This is a genomic window from Streptococcus porcinus (assembly GCF_900475415.1).
Classification (GTDB): domain Bacteria; phylum Bacillota; class Bacilli; order Lactobacillales; family Streptococcaceae; genus Streptococcus; species Streptococcus porcinus.
In genome coordinates this window covers 142,583-158,570 of sequence record NZ_LS483388.1, presented here as the reverse complement: position 1 = coordinate 158,570, position 15,988 = coordinate 142,583, and the positions used below count along the sequence as shown (strand labels likewise).

The window sequence follows — 15,988 nt, the reverse complement described above, 5'->3', positions numbered from 1 at the left end:
TTTCTAATAAGGAAAGTATAAAACAGAATTATGACCTGAATATGACCATTCATAAGTCAATTTCATAAAAATAGCACCCCAAAAGTTAGAGTTTGTCTCTAACTTTTGGGGTGCAGTTCCAGGGTTATTTTTTCTGTCTTAATGTTATGATTTATCAACTAGCGAGTAAGATTTTTGACATAGGCATCCACTGCAAGAAGGGCAGCGGCGACATCTTCTGCCGTGATAACAAATGGCATTTGATGGATTGTTTCACCAGCTATTGTTGCTTGTTGACCAACTTTCAAGAGGTCTTCATAGCTAGCATTGTCTAAATGCAATTCTTTTAGACTTGTCGGCATACCAATCGCTTGGTAGAAATAAATGTACTTATTAATCTCCTCTTTAGGACGATTTTCTAAGAAGAGCTGGGTCAAAGTGCCATAAGCAACTTTTTCACCGTGAGTCAAATGATGAATATCCCCTTCTAATGCTGTAAAGCCATTGTGAATAGCGTGAGCGGCAGCTAGACCGGCACTTTCAAACCCTAAGCCACTGAGTAAAGTATTTGCTTCTACAACATTGTCCAAGGCTTTGGTCACTATTTTTTGCTCACAACTAGCCATCGCTTCTAATCCATCGGCAAAGAGCGTTTCTTCACAAGCTTTGGCAATCGCAATACCTGCTAAGGACTGATGGCCTCCAGCCATTGTCTCACCATTTTTTTGTAAAACCGCTCTCGCTTCAACCCAAGTTGCTAGACCATCTGCAATACCAGAGGCCAAAAGTCTTTTTGGAGCTTGGCAGATAACTTGTGTATCAACAATGACTAAGTCAGGATTCTTAGCATAAAAAATGTATTTTTCAAAAGCCCCCTCATCCGTATAGATAACTGATAAGGCAGACGTCGGAGCATCTGTGGAAGCTACAGTCGGTGCAATAACAACAGGAACACCTAACTCATCTGAGATAGCTTTGGCACTATCAATAGTTTTACCTCCGCCCAATCCAATGATTAAATCATTATTTTGTTCCTTAGCGATTGCAACAACACGTTTAATTTCATTGTCAGATGCTTCACCATTAAAATGGACACGGTCTGCTAGTATGCCTTGTCTATGGAGATAGTCTTCAAAATCCTTACCAATAATCTGATAAACAGTATCGTCGCAAAGTAATATTGGTTTAGTTCCAAGCTTTAGAATAACTTTATGATTTTCAAAGAGAGCATTTTTTCCTTGGATATAACGTGATGGGCTCGCAAAAATTTTCATGATAAGTCCTCGTTTCTATTTAATAGCATTGTTTAAGTTTTTATCTAGACTAATTCTCATATCAGCTATGACTTAAATTATTTCCTTGCCGTAGTTATCAACCCAATCTTTACTAAAATCATCAACTGCTTTTTGAATTGATGGCATCGCAAAGCCAGCTTCAAAGACGTCTGGACCAGCTGTAACGGCTTGGGCTCCTTGAGAAAAGGCTTGATTAATCTGACCTACATTTTTAAAACTAGCTGCTAAAATTTTGCTTTCTGAGAAATCACGGTCAATAGCTTCCGCAAGCTGTCTAATCACAACTGCAGGGTCAATATTAAGATTTTCCATACGATTATAGTAAGGGGCTAGATAGTCGGCCCCAGCTGCTATTGCCAAAAGTCCTTGAAAGGTCGTGTAAATAGCAGTTGCCGTAATAAGATAACCTTTTGCCTTTAAAGTTTTAATGGCCGCTAAACCTTCTGTAGTTACCGGAACCTTAATATATATGGAGTCACCGCACTGTTTTCGGATTTCTTCTGCATCCTTCAAAATGCCATCATAATCTTGAGCCACAACCTGAACATGAATAGAAGCCTTATCGCCAATGATAGCTCTCACCTCTCGGATACGTTCAAAGAAATCAATAGCCCCTTCTTTTTTAGCAATTGTTGGGTTTGATGTGACTCCAGCCAGTGGTAAAATCCGGCTCCACTTTCTTATCTCATCTAAGTTTAAAGTGTCTAACATATATTCCATTGTTTTGTTTACTCCTATAGTGTGTGTTCTGTTCTTTCTATAATGTCATCTTGCGTTGCTTTTGATAAAACGTTAAAGAAGGCTGAATAACCTGCTACACGAACAATCAAATCACGGTGTTTTTCTGGATTTTTTTGAGCATCAATCAAGGTCTCGCGTGAGACAACATTGTATTGAATGTGGTAGCCATGAAGACGATTGAAGAATGTTCTTAAAAGCGCCTCTAATTTCATTTTATCCTCTTCTTTGGCCAAAGTTTGAGGATTTACTTTTTGATTTAAGAGAACCCCACCTACAATTTCTTCTGTCGGTAATTTTGAAACTGATTTAAGAACAGAAGTTGGGCCTTTCTTGTCCATGCTGTGCTCTGGGGAGCATCCTTCTGCTAAAGGGGTACCGGCATGTCTACCATCCGGTGTTGCAAGGGTGCCTTTACCTTGACCAACGTTAGCAGAAATAGATGAGGTACCTGAGTAACGAATACCTCCAATTGGACCACGATTATATCGTGTATTAGGGTATTTAGCGATTTCATCAATGTAAGTATCATAGGCTTCAACAACAAGCTGATCAGCATAGTCATCATCATTACCATATTTTGGTGCATCATTGATAAGCATTTGTCGGATTTCTTCTCCTCGGTCACCAGCAAAGTCAGTTTCCAAAGCATGCCACAATTCTTCTGTGCTTAACTTGTTTTCTTCGAAGACTAATTTTTTCAGCGCCGCTAGGGAGTCGGACAGATTGGCGATACCAACTTGCAAGCCAGAGATAAAATCATAAACGGCTCCGCCTTCTTTCAAAGTCTTACCACGGCCAATACAATCATCTGTTAAGGCTGAACAAAGAATATCTGGCACTTCTGATTCTAATCCGAGATCAATAGCATTCTCAACAATGACACTCATACGAGTGATTTCCCTTAACGTTTCATCGAATGCCTCTTTCAACTCTTTGTAAGAAGTCATCTCTTTAAAATGTCCATGCCCCTTAGCAAATCGTTTGCCAGATGATGGATCAATCCCATCATTCATGGTAATAAGCAAAATTTTAGGGAAATTAATATAACTCATCCCTGTACAACGGTATCCCCACTTACCTGGCACTGCTGTTTCAACACAGCCAATCGCAGAATAGTCATAAGCATCTGCTTCCAAGACACCTTTTTTGATAAAGGACGGAATGATAATTTCATCATTATTGAAGGCCGGCATTCCAAAACCGAGCTTCATGACTTCAATACAGTCATTCATAAAGTTTTTGTCTAATCCTTTATGATAACGAACCGTCAGGTTCGGTTGTGGAAGTTTTGTCTGGGCAACACTGCGCAATACCATATAAGAAAGTGGGTTAACGGCATCCTTTTTATCTCTTGTTTGACCACCGATAGTAACATTTTGATAAAGAGGACTACCTGCTGACGAGAAAGTATGAGACTGGCTACGAACTTTGTTAATCGTTAAAGTCTTGATCCAAAGATTAGTCAAGCGTTCCACAATAGAAGCCTCTGTTTCACGCCCCGCTTCCAAGTCCGCTTTAACATAGGGATACATATACTGGTCAAAACGGCCATAAGATAAAGAGTGTCCATTAGACTCAATTTGAAGGATACATTGAATAAACCAAACAGATTGAACCGCTTCAGCAAATGTTTCTGCTGGCTGATAGGGCACCTTATCACAAATCCTAGCGATTTCAAGAAGTTCTTCTTTTCTGACATCATCGGCTTTTTGGGCCAAATGACGTGCTAAGTCAGCATACCGTTTTGCATAAGTTTTAACAGCATCAATGACGATAAAGACGGAGTCGTAAAAATGATACTTAAAAATGTTCTCTGGAACGGTCAAATCAAGTGCAGCTTTAGCATCACGGGCCCGTTTTTCAAAACCGATTAAGCCTTCTTCAAGCAGTTTTTGGTAGTTAACTGCCAAGTGTGCATCCCCAGAATTCATCTTTCCTTCCATACCAAAGAAGCCTGTTTCCATATAAACATCAACTTCTTTCGGGAGAAGGACACCAGCTCGTGCCCGTAAATTATTATTTTCCCAGAAAGGAGCAATAGCCCTTAGTTGTTCCTTAGTTTCTTCTGTGATATAAAAGACATCTCCGTCTCGTTTTTCAAAAAGATCTAATTCTTTAATCACAAAATCTAAGGTATATTCTGGGAAAATTGGTGCATCTTTATTAGAGGAAGCCTGGTTCCCTGCAATTAAACTGTCATCTTCAATATAGATAGACATATTTTCCAAAATATTTTGTAACATGTAAGCTCGTTTAAGATTTGCAGGTTTATCCATGTGCTTTTGATAGCTTTCTGTTACAAGAATAGCACGCTCAGCATCAATATAAGGTTTTTTTGTCAAAACGGCTTCACGATAGTTATTCATTCTATCAGTAAGTGTACCAAAATAAGATTGTTTCAAGTCAGTCATATGCCTCTCCTTTTTCTTTCGTAATAAAAAAACTTTCCTTCGTAACTATAGTATCATATTCAGAGGACTTTTGAAGCCTCCAATGATAAGAGAATTGATTCATTTTATTTTGCACGATTGTGCAAAATATACCTTCTGACGCATCCCTTATTTTAAAAAAAACCATCTCTAAAAATGAGATGGCTTAAGAAAGATGAAGGAACTTTTTACTTGTTTTAATTCTCAGCGGATAATTCATTTTGATAAGCAATTTTATCTTGAACCTTAAAGAATGGGAAATAAATGATAGTTGACAAGATCAAAATAAGAATTTGGATAAGAGCCCCTTGCCAACCACCTACCATAAAGCCAGAGATAATCGCCGGAGTCGACCAAGGAAGTGTGACTCCAGAAAAAGGTTGCATAAAGCCGATTGAGATGGAACCGTAGACAAGTAGTGCTGCCAAAACAGGAACCAGAACAAAAGGTAAAAACATGACTGGGTTCATGACAATTGGAAAGCCAAATACCACTGGTTCATTTACATTAAAAAGTGCTGGAAATGCCGCCACCTTACCTAGAGCCTTATACTGCTTTGATTTTGAAGCAACTATCATCGCAATAACTAAACCACAAGTAATCCCTGAACCTGAGAGAATTAGGAAAGAATCCAAAAATTGCTGAGTCACAATGTGCGCGCCATTCTCTAAAGTCAGTTTGTCGGCAGCAAGCAAGGCTTTATTAGCATCTAAATTCGACAACAGCAAGGCTGTAACGATTCCGTTAACTACTGATTGCCCATGTACTCCAAACCACCACAAGAATGAAATAAAGAAGGCAATACCAATCGCACCATAAAGGGAGCCTGTTAGTCCTTGTAGAGGAACTTGTATCACTGAGTAAATCATCTCAATAAACGTTCCACCGCCAGTAACAGCTTTTGCAATAAGATAGACGATCATTGACAAAGTAAAAATAACAAAAGCTGGAATCATTGCTTCAAACTGCTTAGCAATAGCTTGTGGCACTTGCGGGGGCATTTTTATCACTATATGCCGACGGATAAATTCCGTGTAGATAGCGCCAACAACTAGCCCAATAAGAATGGATCCAATGATCCCTTGACCACCAAACCAGACCTTACTAATGGCATCTGCGATAGCTTCTCCTTTTACTGGAATATAGGAAGATCTTAATAAGATAAAGAAGGCAGATAATGATAGAACACCTGCAGGAAGGGGTTCAACACCAGCATTTTTAGCGTAGGAATAGGCAATAGCAAAACAAGAAATCAAACCCATAATAGCAAAAGTACCGGAGTAAACTTGCATGAATGGCTCTGTCCAGTTCTCACCAAAAACCTTTGCGATAGCTTCATTAACACCTTGAAATGGTATCTGACCAGCAATTAAAAAGAGACTCCCGACCACTGTTAAGGGCAAGATAGCAAGCATCCCATCTTTGAGAGCAATAATCCCTTTCATATTAACAAAAGTCATGATCGGTGCAATGATTTTTTGTGTATTTATCTTGGCCATCTTGGACTCCTATCCTTTAACGAGACCTAAGGCTAGGTCAAGCACTTTTTCACCATCCAACATCCCGTAATCAGCCATCGGGATGACTGCAATTGGAATACCATGTTCTTGACAGATAGCTTCTGAGCTTTCTAAAGTATAAGAAACTTGAGGACCTAAGAGAGCGACATCAATCTGAGGAGCATAATCTGCCAATTTCCCTTGAGAATAAGCCTCTATCTGGCATTCTATTCCTCTTTTTTCAGCTGCTACTTTCATATTGTTAACCAGCATCCCTGTAGAAAAACCTGCTGCACAAAATAAACCAATTTTCATCATCTTTGTCTCCTTTAGTTATTTCTAAATCTACTTAGTTGCTAATTCTTTACGAAGATCAATAATTTCTTTAATCAAATTAATTTCAGTAATGGTTGTCATCAAGTGATCTTGTGAATGGACAAATAAAGCCGATATATCTGATTTATTCCCGCTCGCCTCCTGAGCTAAAAACTGGGTCTGCAAATTATGTGCTTCTAATAGAGCATTGTCAGCAAGCGCCATTTCACGTTCACTATTTTCATAGTCCTTAGATTTTGCAAACTTCAAAGCCTGATAGATATGCTGCTTGGCATCTCCAGCATTTAAAATTAAACCCATGATAATTTGATCAGGTACGATTAATTCCATTTCTTTCATCTCCTTATTTTACTTTGTTATAGCTTTCTTTTGAAAGTTTCACAGTTGCAATTGTAACCGTTTTCCTTTCGCCTATAATTTTATTCTAGCATTTTTGCCATCAGGGTCAATGCCTATCGTGCCATCTTTTTATTTGTGCACATTTGTGCAAACAACTAACTATTTATCACTTACACCCTCACTATGTGCCTAAACAAATAGATGCTAAGACAGAAACCAATAATAGAAATCAACTAGTCTTTTGCGCAAAAAAAAGCCCTGATTAGCATCAAGACTTAACATTTATTCCTTTAGCAAAAGTGTTTGACGTTTTCAAGATCATCATCTAACTCTAACACACGCATCAAAGTATCTTTATCTGTCACTAAATAGTTAATAAAACCTGCCTTCAGTGCTGCCAAGATAGCCTTTGCTTTATAAGCTCCCCTTGCAACTGCTAACGTTTTTGGTACCTGTTCCAATTGCTTGAGTGAAATACCGATGGTTCGTTCTTGTAAACCTATATAAACAGGATTACCGTACTGATCAAAGAAGCGGCAACAAACTTCACCTACCGCCTCTTCCTTTTTTAACTGTTCAAAATCGGCAATGGTTAACAAATCAAGCCACTGACTTTTTTCCCCACTATGCGCTTCGCCACCAATCCCCACTATGGCTAAATCAAGTTGATTCCAGCTTTCTAATAAACTTTCAAAATATTTAGACTGTAAGATCCCATTAGTAAGGTCTTTATTCTCCTGCACAGCCATAGCATTAATAAAAGTACTCTTCCCTTGAAAAATTCTAGCCAGCCGGTAAACTAAGGTATTAACATGGAATTGGACATTAATATGACTAGGACCACCTGCAAGCGGACAAACAGAGACACCCGTCATGGATTTAGGGTCCAGCTCATCAATTACACTGGACAAGGTTGCTCCCCAAGCAATCCCAATTTTATCCCCATCTCTAACCGTATTACGCAAAACTTCAGCTGCTGTTCTTGCAACCTTACTGTGAGTATTAGCTAGACTATCCTCTGGATCGTTTGGCACAATATCAATTTTTTCCAAACCATATTTTTGCCGAACATACTCTTCTAAACCAAACAGATGCGTATCATAGTCAGCAATCTCGATACGAACAATACCTTCTTTTTTCGCCTTTGCCAGCATACGACTAACAGTTGTGCGATAAATTCCTGTCTCCTCAGCAATCTGTGTCTGGCTTTTGCCCTCAACATAAAATAAGTAAGCTAGCTTAGCCAGCATGCGCCGCTTTTCTTCTCTCATCATAGACACCTACACCATCAGACATAGTCTAAAACAATCCCAAAGGAGTTTAGCAGTTGTTGACTCTCTTTATCAAGGTTTTGATCAGTAATGACACGCCCCACCCGGTCAAGGCTAAGCTGTTGAACCAGACTAGCTTTTAAAAACTTACTAGAATCAGTCAGAATAATCGTTTCTTCCGCCGCATCCGCCATATATTGTACACTTTCACAACGCATCATGTCTTTACACATAAAACCGATTTTAGGGCTAAAGCCATCCGTTCCTGCAAAAACCCGATCAACATGGAAAAGATCAACCATCTGTTTAAGTAAAGGTCCGACCGTTACCTCAGAATTAGGCTGATAATTGCCACCTAATAGAATAATCTGACAAGAATCATATTGCCTTAGAAAATTAGCAATGAAACAAGAATTGGTAATGATTTTGATGTTACGTTTAGTCTGACAAAGAACCTCTGCTAATAATGCACAAGTTGAACCCGATTCAATCATAATCGTATCATTGTCTTGAACCAATTCGGCCGCTTTTTCTGCGATTTTCCGTTTGATATTGTAATTATAGGACAAGCGTACATTTAAGTTATCACCACTATTTAAGACGGCGTAACCATGTTCTCGATGTAAAAGTCCTTTACTCTCTAGTTTATCTAGATCCTTTCGAACGGTTACTTTCGAAACTCCTAAATGTTTTGATAAACTGTTAACATCAATACGTTTATGGTCCGAAACCAATTGAATGATTTTCTCTAATCTGTTCATTATTCACCTCAACATCTATTATATCAGGTTTCTTAGGAAATGAAAAAATAAATCTGCTTACGAACGTAATTGATTTATTTACGTTTATTTGCTATCATTAGATTACTAGGAAAGGATTTTGAACTATGACAGAATCAGGCATTGTCTTTAATATTCAGCATTTTAGTATCCACGATGGTCCGGGTATTCGGACAACTGTCTTTTTAAAAGGTTGCCCCCTGCGTTGTCCCTGGTGTGCTAATCCAGAATCACAAAAAAAACAACCCGAGCAGATGCTTAAAGCAGACGGACAAACTTATGAGACCGTTGGGGAACTTAAAACAGTTGATATGGTCATCGAGGACGTTTTAAAAGATCTCGATTTTTACGAAGAATCTGGCGGTGGCTTAACTTTATCTGGTGGTGAAATTTTTGCTCAATATGATTTCGCCAAGGCTATCCTCAAAGCTGCCAAAGAAAAAAGCCTCCATACTGCCATTGAAACAACAGCTTATGCTAAACATGAACAATTTATTGATCTGATACAGTATGTAGATTTCATCTATACAGACTTAAAGCACTATAACCAAGTAAGGCATCGCAAAATGACAGGTGTCACCAATGACCTGATTATCAAAAACATTCATTATGCCTTCGCAATGGGCAAAGAGATTGTCCTACGCATCCCTGTCATCCCCAATTTTAATGATTCTTTAGAAGATGCTAAAGCCTTCTCAGAACTTTTTAATCAACTAGAAATCAGTGAAGTCCAATTATTACCTTTCCATCAATTCGGCGAAAATAAATACAAACTCCTCGGACGAGACTACCAAATGACTGACGTACCTGCCTATCATCCGGAAGATTTAGAAGATTATCGCCAAGTTTTTCTTCAACATCAGATTCATTGCTATTTTTAACAGTCAAAAAGTATCCATCCAATTTCATTATGGTGGATACTTTTTTGTTCATAAGAAATTGCACACAGCTTCTAAGTTATCTATCTAGCAAATCTTTAAGGTTTGTTAACCTTCATAATACGAACTAAGTGGGATCTTTCAGCTTCTTCAAGTTTTAATTCAATATAATGAATAGTTTCTATCAGTTGAGGGATAATAGCATGTTCTAAACCATTGACACGACGACGTGTTTTTTCAATATCATCAGCCATCAACTGACACTGTTTTTCAACTTCTGCCAATCTTAGCATCGGCTGCAAAAGGTTTTCCATATTCTGAATGGTTTGATCCATCTCACTGTTTGATGCCAAAAAACTATATGAAAAATTAGCCTCTCCACTATCTTGCTCTTCCTGAATGTGATATTTAGGAACACGGACACTCATAATATTATCCACTTCGATATAAAGTGAGAGGTCATGGATAGGAATGGAAAACAATTCTTCAACGACAGCACTATTTTCAAGTGACTTTGCCAAAACAAAGGTTTGCATGTTCTCAATTAAACACTCTTCAACCTGACGCCTGAGCTTATCATTCTCGCGTATTAAATCAACAAAATGATGCATGAGTTCATCGCGCTTATCTTTTAAAAGTTTATGGCCCCTTTTAGCAGTCCTTAACCGTTTTTTCAACGAATTGAGTTCCATTCGTGTGGGTTTAACATTTAATCTTGACATCTCATAATAAACCTTTCTTTAAGATAGCATAGGCTCAATCAACCACAGCTGAGGTTAAGCTAATCAACTTTTCCTAAGTAGTGGTCAATCATCTCAGCTTTAATCCGTTTCAATTCTGTTCTTGGCAAGATGGAGAGGAGTTCCCAGCCCAAGTTGAGACTTTCTTCAATGGAACGATTTTGAGCGAACCCTTGATTAATGTATCTTTCTTCAAATTGGTTGGTAAAGGTAACATATAATTTATCAGTTTCTGATAAAGCCGATTCTCCAAGCACAATAGCCAATTCTTTTGCTTGCTTACCTTGCGCGTAAGCTGCAAAAAGTTGATTCATGGTTGCAGCATGGTCTATCCTTGTCTTTCCTTCTCCGGAACCTTTATCCTTTAGACGGGATAAAGAGGGCAAAATATCAATGGGTGGTTCCAAACCACTGTTATAAAGCGCATGTGAAAGAATAATCTGACCTTCGGTAATATAGCCTGTCAAATCTGGAATTGGATGGGTAATGTCGTCTTCAGGCATAGTCAAAATAGGGATTTGTGTGACCGAACCTGCTTTTCCCACTAAACGACCAGCCCGCTCATATAAGGTTGACAAATTAGTATAAAGATAACCTGGATAACCTCGCCGACCTGGAACTTCTCTTCTTGCTGCCGAGATTTCTCTCAAGGCTTCACAATAATTTGTCATATCTGTCATAATCACTAACACGTGCATGCCCTTTTCATAGGCCAAATATTCCGCTGTTGTTAAAGCAATCCGAGGAGTTGCAATTCTCTCAATAGCAGGGTCATTTGCCAAATTAATAAAGAGGACAGAGCGGCTGATAGCACCTGTTTTTCGAAGATCTTCCATAAAAAATTCAGCTTCTTCGAAGGTGATTCCAATAGCTGCAAAGACCACTGCAAACTTCCCATCATCACCTAGAACAGTTGCTTGGCGCGCAATTTGCGCGGCTAATTCATTGTGGGGTAGCCCAGAACCCGAGAAAACAGGTAATTTTTGCCCACGGACCAAAGTATTTAGGTGATCAATAGCTGAAATTCCAGTCTGGATAAACTCATCCGGATAGTCACGCGAAATTGGATTGATAGCTTGACCATCAATATCCAAGAACTTTTCGGCTATTAATTCTGGACCGCCGTCAAGCGGTCTTCCCATGCCATCAAATACTCTCCCAACCATATCTTCAGAAACAGCAAGCTCTAAGGGGTGTCCGGTGAAACGTACTTTTGATTTGGCCAAATTAATCCCACTAGAACCCTCAAAAAGCTGAACGACAGCCTTGTCATGATGAACTTCTAAAACTTGACCTTGACGCTTATCGCCATTTTGCATCGTGATTTCCACCAACTCATTATAGTGGACACCAGAAACCTGATCAACAATCATTAAAGGACCAACCACTTCACAAACCGTCCGATATTCTTTGATTTGCTCCATCTCAGACACCTCCTTTCTCTAAAATCGCTTGTATGGATGCCTTCATCTCAAGGCCTATCTCCTCTATCTGCTTAATGTTTTCCTCTAGAATAAACTTGCTCCTTGCCATCCGATCACGAAGGTCAATTGTTCCCTCCATAATTTCTGAAAAATAAGCCCCTAATTGCAACGCTTTGCTGGCTTCTTCTTTAAAGAGCAAAATATTGCTAAGCATGGCAGCTTGCTTACTAAAAGAACTAAAGGTATCAGCTACATCAAAAGCATTTTGTTGCAAATAATCTTCGCGAATTTGTCTCGCAATAGCTAAGGTTAAACGATCCTGCTCAGATAAGGAATCCATACCCACCAGTCGAACAATTTCTTCCAAACGTGATTCCTCTTGGAGGATTGCCATAGCTTCTCTGACTTTTTGTGGCCAGTCTGCTTCTTGATGTTGACAGATATAGCGTCCAACCTCGTCCTTATAAAGTGAATACGATGTCAACCAGTTAATGGCTGGGAAATGCCTTCTCTGCGCTAATGGAGCATCTAAGCCCCAAAAAACTTTCACAATTCTAAGAGTGTTTTGAGTGACCGGCTCTGAAATATCACCACCAGGAGGTGATACCGCCCCAATAGCCGTAATTGACCCTTCACGCGCATCGCTTCCTAGGAGTTTAAAACGACCTGCACGTTCATAGTATTCCGCAATTCGGCTTCCAAGATAGGCAGGATATCCTTCATCTCCAGGCATCTCCTCTAACCGACCTGATATCTCCCGCAAAGCTTCTGCCCATCTAGAAGTAGAATCAGCCATGATGGCAACTGAATAGCCCATATCGCGGAAATACTCTGCAATCGTGATACCAGTGTAAATAGAGGCTTCGCGAGCTGCTACTGGCATATTAGAAGTATTGGCAATTAAGACTGTTCGTTCCATAATTGACTGACCTGTCGTAGGATCAATTAACTCAGGGAATTCATTCAAAACATCCGTCATTTCATTGCCACGTTCACCACAGCCAACATAAATAACAATATCAACATTCGCAAATTTGGCTATTTGGTGCTGAACAACTGTTTTTCCCGCACCAAAAGGTCCAGGAACTGCCGCTGCGCCGCCTTTAGTCACAGGAAAGAAAGTATCAATAACGCGCTGCCCCGTAACCAAAGGTTCCTTCGGAATGAGTTTTTGTTTGGTCGGCCTATTTTTTCTTACCGGCCATTTTTGCATTAAAGTCCCTTGGTAAATAGTGCCATCATCTTGCTTAATCTGATAAACAATATCGTCAACACTAAAATCTCCAGATTGAATAGCAATCAGCTCCCCTGAAACATGAGGAGGAAGCATAATCCGATGCTCAATAACCTTTGTTTCTTGAACGTAGCCCACAATATCACCAGCCACAAGCTGACCGCCAAGTTCCACAGTCGCCACAAAAGTCCATAAGCGTGTCCTATCCAAACTCGGAATATGAATACCTCGCAATAAAAAGTCACTCTGGGTAGTCTTTTGGTACCGTTCCAAAGGCCTTTGAATGCCATCAAACATCTCAGCCAACAAACCCGGACCCAATTCTACAGATAAGGGTTCGCCGGTCGTCACTACAGGTTCATCGGGACCAACCCCTGACGTTTCTTCATAGACTTGGATCGAAGCATGATCTTTTCGCATTTCAATAATTTCACCGATAAGTCCAAGCTTACCTACCCGACAGATATCTTGAATATTAGCTTCTGCCATGCCCGATGCAACCACTAGAGGGCCTGAAACTTTTATAATTTTTCCTTGGCTCAACTTTTTCTCCTTTTTACTATTTACTTGGGATCCTATCCAAAACCTCATAAGATATTCTGCCCAACAGCTCTTTCAACACGCTCCTGAAGCCGATTTAACGCAATTCTTTCTTTGTGCTTATAACTTGGAAGTAAAATAATGGCTGGCATCAGTTCTTTATCATAACGCGCTATTGTCTCTGGGATAAGCTGTGCAATGTCTTCTGTTACATAAATGATGCCAAAGTTAGCCTTTGCTAACTGACGTAAAGTATTAGTTGCCTCTTGTGCTTCAATAACAGGGAAAGTCTGAAAACCAATCATATGAAATGGTAGAATTAGATCCCGATTTCCCACAACAGCAATTTTATAGGTTTTAGTATTCATAAAAGGGTCTCAACCTTTCTTTTACCAAATCAAGCGGTAGCTGATTTACCTTGGCTGATAAGATTAACCGTAAGTTCTTGATTTCAAATAACTTTGTTAAAAGAAAACGAGCTACTGGATAAGGGCCTTGGCAAGTAAATTTACTATCATCAAAGAGATAAAAGATTAAAAGATCAACTAATTCTTCCAATTCCCTAATGCTTAGCTCCCCCTTAGCTATTTTTTGCTCATAATTAGCTAGCCTACTTGAATAATTCTCTGGGAGTAATTGGTTATACCAACTACTTAAGGTCTGATAAATAGGGCCGCAAGTAAGCTCTTGGTAGGTTAAGCTTGATTGTTCTGTTAATAATTGTTTAATGAAGCCATCTGACTTGTTCAAGTTTCTTGCACGCATCAGCGTCAGCACATTATAGGAGTCTGTTAGAATATCCACTGCCTTATCAAAAACGGGGTCATCTAACTGCTCTGCAATTCGCCGCAGGTGTTTAAAATAAGCTAAATCAGCCCCAATTTCAATTACCCGACTATCCCCATAATCAACATACTCTTCCCAAATAGACTGGATTTCCTCCTCAAAATAAGCAGGAAAATAATCAGACTTTAAAGTCCTCACAAGATGCTGCAAAGCTGGTAAAGAAGTTCCGCCAAAAGGAATCAATAAATGATCTAAATTCTTTTGACTAGCCTTTGCTTTGAGAAGAACTTTGACATTGTGGTAAAGGTAGGGCAGGATAAACAAGTCCACAATCTCAGGAACTGGACACTCAGCAGAGACCCACTTAAAAGTCTTTTCCAACTCTTTCATTAATACCTTCTCAACAGTGTCTAAATTATCTAAATCAGTAATGTTTATAGAATAGGGTGTTTTTTGTAACAAGAGACTCAGTTCCTCTTTATTTTTTGCATTGAGGAGCATCGTGAATTCTTGTTCAGAGATGAAGTCTTTTTCTTTAACACTGATACTTGTATTAAGTTGTGAAAATTGATCGTGATCCATAAGACCCCCTAGTGACTATTAAAAATAAGCTTTGAAAACTGCGCACTTTCGTCTCTATATAAAGCAGCTACCAATTCTTTATAAAGGTAATTGTAATCAATCTGCCCTAAGGATAAGACAAAGCCTGACTCATTTTCAATCAGCTCAGACCGAAAGCTTACCTCTGGGAATGTATCCTTACAATTGGCTAAGACTTGCTGGTTCAATTTTTGAGCTGTTGTTTCTCCCAATTGAACACTAATCTTTTGATTGGGAAATTGCATAAGGACAGCCTTCAAAAAGGAAAGCTCTTGCTCACTGGTAAAAGCTTCCATCTTTTGTAAAGCTCTTGCAAATAAGTCACCTAAAACCTTTTGTTTAAAAGATAAACTAGCCTGCTTTTCCTGATTTCTACCCTCTTGACTGCGGACTTGAAAATGACTTTTAATCTCTCTCAATTGTTCTGTGCGATAAGCTTCTTTTTCTGTTCGCATAGCTTCTCTATCTAACTCGAATTCTCGTTCCAATTCCTCAATAGCCACCCTAAATTTCCTTTGGCTATCTTGGTGAGCTTGTTCAAGAATAGTGGCTTTTAGTTGTTCAATATCACTCATACAATCCTCCCTTCAAACACACTAAGCAGCCTCAGCCTGACTTGTCCTAAATAACACACAAGCCTAACCAACCCGCAATGTTAATATAAAGGACACAACGAAGGCTAAGATAGCGTAGGTTTCGACCATAGCAGCTAAGATAGCTCCCTTCATATATTCCTCAGGACGCTTGGCTAAAATTTGCATCCCAGCCACTGCTACATTTCCTTGATGCTTAGCAGAAAAGTAACCAACAAGTCCTATTGGTAGAGAAACAAAAAAGTAAGCCACTCCCTGCTCAAGAGCTAAGTTGGGAGTTAATTGTAACCAAATTAAAATACCAATAACAAAACCGTACAAGCCTTGCGTTCCTGGTAATAGTTGCAAAATTAAGGCTGATGCAAATTTATCTGGTTCTTCTTTTAATAAAGCAGCGGCAGCCTGACCCGCTTTCCCAACACCATAAGCTGAGCCCATGCCACTAAAACCAACCGCAATAGCAATCCCCAAGGCGGCAAAAAAAGCGCCTCCGTGACTTGTAAAATAACTTGCTAACTGTTCCAT

Annotated in this window: 16 protein-coding genes; 1 reads left to right on the top strand and 15 read right to left on the bottom strand. The window is 39.3% G+C overall.

The genetic code is table 11. From position 1 onward, the window contains the following. Nucleotides 1–158 precede the first annotated feature (158 nt). The 8 genes from DQM45_RS00955 to DQM45_RS00920 all read right to left on the bottom strand — a co-directional run bounded on the left by DQM45_RS00955 (nucleotide 159) and on the right by DQM45_RS00920 (nucleotide 8,650). Nucleotides 159–1,253 (bottom strand): glycerol dehydrogenase, encoded by a 1,095-nt coding sequence (locus DQM45_RS00955; protein ID WP_111724847.1) that lies wholly within the window; start codon nucleotides 1,251–1,253, stop codon nucleotides 159–161. Between the two features lie 72 nt (nucleotides 1,254–1,325). Continuing rightward, nucleotides 1,326–1,994 carry a fructose-6-phosphate aldolase gene (locus tag DQM45_RS00950; protein ID WP_003084854.1) on the bottom strand — a complete coding sequence of 223 codons (669 nt, stop codon included), beginning with the start codon at nucleotides 1,992–1,994 and terminating at the stop codon, nucleotides 1,326–1,328. A gap of 14 nt (nucleotides 1,995–2,008) precedes the next feature. Beyond that, entirely contained in the window at nucleotides 2,009–4,426 is a 2,418-nt protein-coding gene (locus DQM45_RS00945) for a glycyl radical protein (RefSeq protein WP_003083257.1), read from the bottom strand. Nucleotides 4,427–4,641: 215 nt separating this feature from the next. Then, nucleotides 4,642–5,943: a PTS sugar transporter subunit IIC gene (locus DQM45_RS00940; RefSeq protein ID WP_003085708.1), complete on the bottom strand. Its 1,302-nt coding sequence runs from the start codon at nucleotides 5,941–5,943 to the stop codon at nucleotides 4,642–4,644. Nucleotides 5,944–5,952: 9 nt separating this feature from the next. Continuing rightward, the gene (locus DQM45_RS00935) at nucleotides 5,953–6,261 is read right to left on the bottom strand and encodes a PTS sugar transporter subunit IIB (protein ID WP_003084311.1); all 309 of its coding nucleotides are present in this window, start codon (nucleotides 6,259–6,261) and stop codon (nucleotides 5,953–5,955) included. A 27-nt stretch (nucleotides 6,262–6,288) separates the two neighbouring features. Continuing rightward, the gene (locus DQM45_RS00930) at nucleotides 6,289–6,609 is read right to left on the bottom strand and encodes a PTS lactose/cellobiose transporter subunit IIA (protein WP_003084477.1); all 321 of its coding nucleotides are present in this window, start codon (nucleotides 6,607–6,609) and stop codon (nucleotides 6,289–6,291) included. A 299-nt stretch (nucleotides 6,610–6,908) separates the two neighbouring features. Further along, the gene (locus DQM45_RS00925; protein ID WP_003082908.1) at nucleotides 6,909–7,889 is read right to left on the bottom strand and encodes a sugar-binding transcriptional regulator; all 981 of its coding nucleotides are present in this window, start codon (nucleotides 7,887–7,889) and stop codon (nucleotides 6,909–6,911) included. 17 nt (nucleotides 7,890–7,906) lie between these two features. Continuing rightward, on the bottom strand, nucleotides 7,907–8,650 hold the full coding sequence (locus DQM45_RS00920) for a DeoR/GlpR family DNA-binding transcription regulator (RefSeq protein ID WP_003085096.1): 744 nt from the start codon (nucleotides 8,648–8,650) through the stop codon (nucleotides 7,907–7,909). 125 nt (nucleotides 8,651–8,775) lie between these two features. Here DQM45_RS00920 and DQM45_RS00915 point away from each other — a divergent pair, with 125 nt between their 5' ends. Further along, nucleotides 8,776–9,549, top strand: coding sequence for a glycyl-radical enzyme activating protein (locus tag DQM45_RS00915; RefSeq protein ID WP_003085443.1), 774 nt, complete (start codon nucleotides 8,776–8,778; stop codon nucleotides 9,547–9,549). A gap of 95 nt (nucleotides 9,550–9,644) precedes the next feature. Here DQM45_RS00915 and DQM45_RS00910 read toward each other — a convergent pair whose 3' ends face one another. The 7 genes from DQM45_RS00910 to DQM45_RS00880 all read right to left on the bottom strand — a co-directional run bounded on the left by DQM45_RS00910 (nucleotide 9,645) and on the right by DQM45_RS00880 (nucleotide 15,988). Continuing rightward, nucleotides 9,645–10,268 (bottom strand): V-type ATP synthase subunit D, encoded by a 624-nt coding sequence (locus DQM45_RS00910; protein WP_003083608.1) that lies wholly within the window; start codon nucleotides 10,266–10,268, stop codon nucleotides 9,645–9,647. A gap of 59 nt (nucleotides 10,269–10,327) precedes the next feature. Then, a complete protein-coding gene (locus tag DQM45_RS00905) occupies nucleotides 10,328–11,710 on the bottom strand; it encodes a V-type ATP synthase subunit B (RefSeq protein WP_003085243.1) in 1,383 nt (460 codons plus the stop codon). A gap of 1 nt (nucleotide 11,711) precedes the next feature. Beyond that, entirely contained in the window at nucleotides 11,712–13,487 is a 1,776-nt protein-coding gene (locus DQM45_RS00900) for a V-type ATP synthase subunit A (protein WP_003083622.1), read from the bottom strand. Between the two features lie 44 nt (nucleotides 13,488–13,531). After that, nucleotides 13,532–13,852, bottom strand: coding sequence for a V-type ATP synthase subunit F (locus DQM45_RS00895; protein ID WP_003086097.1), 321 nt, complete (start codon nucleotides 13,850–13,852; stop codon nucleotides 13,532–13,534). Further along, on the bottom strand, nucleotides 13,842–14,852 hold the full coding sequence (locus tag DQM45_RS00890) for a V-type ATPase subunit (RefSeq protein WP_003083747.1): 1,011 nt from the start codon (nucleotides 14,850–14,852) through the stop codon (nucleotides 13,842–13,844). Before DQM45_RS00890 ends, DQM45_RS00895 begins: the two co-directional genes overlap by 11 nt. Nucleotides 14,853–14,860: 8 nt before the next feature. Beyond that, a complete protein-coding gene (locus tag DQM45_RS00885) occupies nucleotides 14,861–15,445 on the bottom strand; it encodes a hypothetical protein (RefSeq protein ID WP_003083164.1) in 585 nt (194 codons plus the stop codon). A gap of 63 nt (nucleotides 15,446–15,508) precedes the next feature. Beyond that, complete coding sequence (locus DQM45_RS00880; RefSeq protein WP_003085045.1) at nucleotides 15,509–15,988, bottom strand: V-type ATP synthase subunit K; 480 nt, start codon at nucleotides 15,986–15,988, stop codon at nucleotides 15,509–15,511.

Coding starts and splice junctions, on each gene's coding strand:
- DQM45_RS00910 (WP_003083608.1), bottom strand. CDS start 10,268: ATGTCAAGATTAAATGTTAAACCCACACGAATGGAACTCAATTCGTTG.
- DQM45_RS00880 (WP_003085045.1), bottom strand. CDS start 15,988: ATGGAACAGTTAGCAAGTTATTTTACAAGTCACGGAGGCGCTTTTTTT.
- DQM45_RS00915 (WP_003085443.1), top strand. CDS start 8,776: ATGACAGAATCAGGCATTGTCTTTAATATTCAGCATTTTAGTATCCAC.
- DQM45_RS00950 (WP_003084854.1), bottom strand. CDS start 1,994: ATGGAATATATGTTAGACACTTTAAACTTAGATGAGATAAGAAAGTGG.
- DQM45_RS00890 (WP_003083747.1), bottom strand. CDS start 14,852: ATGGATCACGATCAATTTTCACAACTTAATACAAGTATCAGTGTTAAA.
- DQM45_RS00945 (WP_003083257.1), bottom strand. CDS start 4,426: ATGACTGACTTGAAACAATCTTATTTTGGTACACTTACTGATAGAATG.
- DQM45_RS00905 (WP_003085243.1), bottom strand. CDS start 11,710: ATGGAGCAAATCAAAGAATATCGGACGGTTTGTGAAGTGGTTGGTCCT.
- DQM45_RS00935 (WP_003084311.1), bottom strand. CDS start 6,261: ATGATGAAAATTGGTTTATTTTGTGCAGCAGGTTTTTCTACAGGGATG.
- DQM45_RS00955 (WP_111724847.1), bottom strand. CDS start 1,253: ATGAAAATTTTTGCGAGCCCATCACGTTATATCCAAGGAAAAAATGCT.
- DQM45_RS00895 (WP_003086097.1), bottom strand. CDS start 13,852: ATGAATACTAAAACCTATAAAATTGCTGTTGTGGGAAATCGGGATCTA.
- DQM45_RS00920 (WP_003085096.1), bottom strand. CDS start 8,650: ATGAACAGATTAGAGAAAATCATTCAATTGGTTTCGGACCATAAACGT.
- DQM45_RS00940 (WP_003085708.1), bottom strand. CDS start 5,943: ATGGCCAAGATAAATACACAAAAAATCATTGCACCGATCATGACTTTT.
- DQM45_RS00925 (WP_003082908.1), bottom strand. CDS start 7,889: ATGAGAGAAGAAAAGCGGCGCATGCTGGCTAAGCTAGCTTACTTATTT.
- DQM45_RS00885 (WP_003083164.1), bottom strand. CDS start 15,445: ATGAGTGATATTGAACAACTAAAAGCCACTATTCTTGAACAAGCTCAC.
- DQM45_RS00930 (WP_003084477.1), bottom strand. CDS start 6,609: ATGGAATTAATCGTACCTGATCAAATTATCATGGGTTTAATTTTAAAT.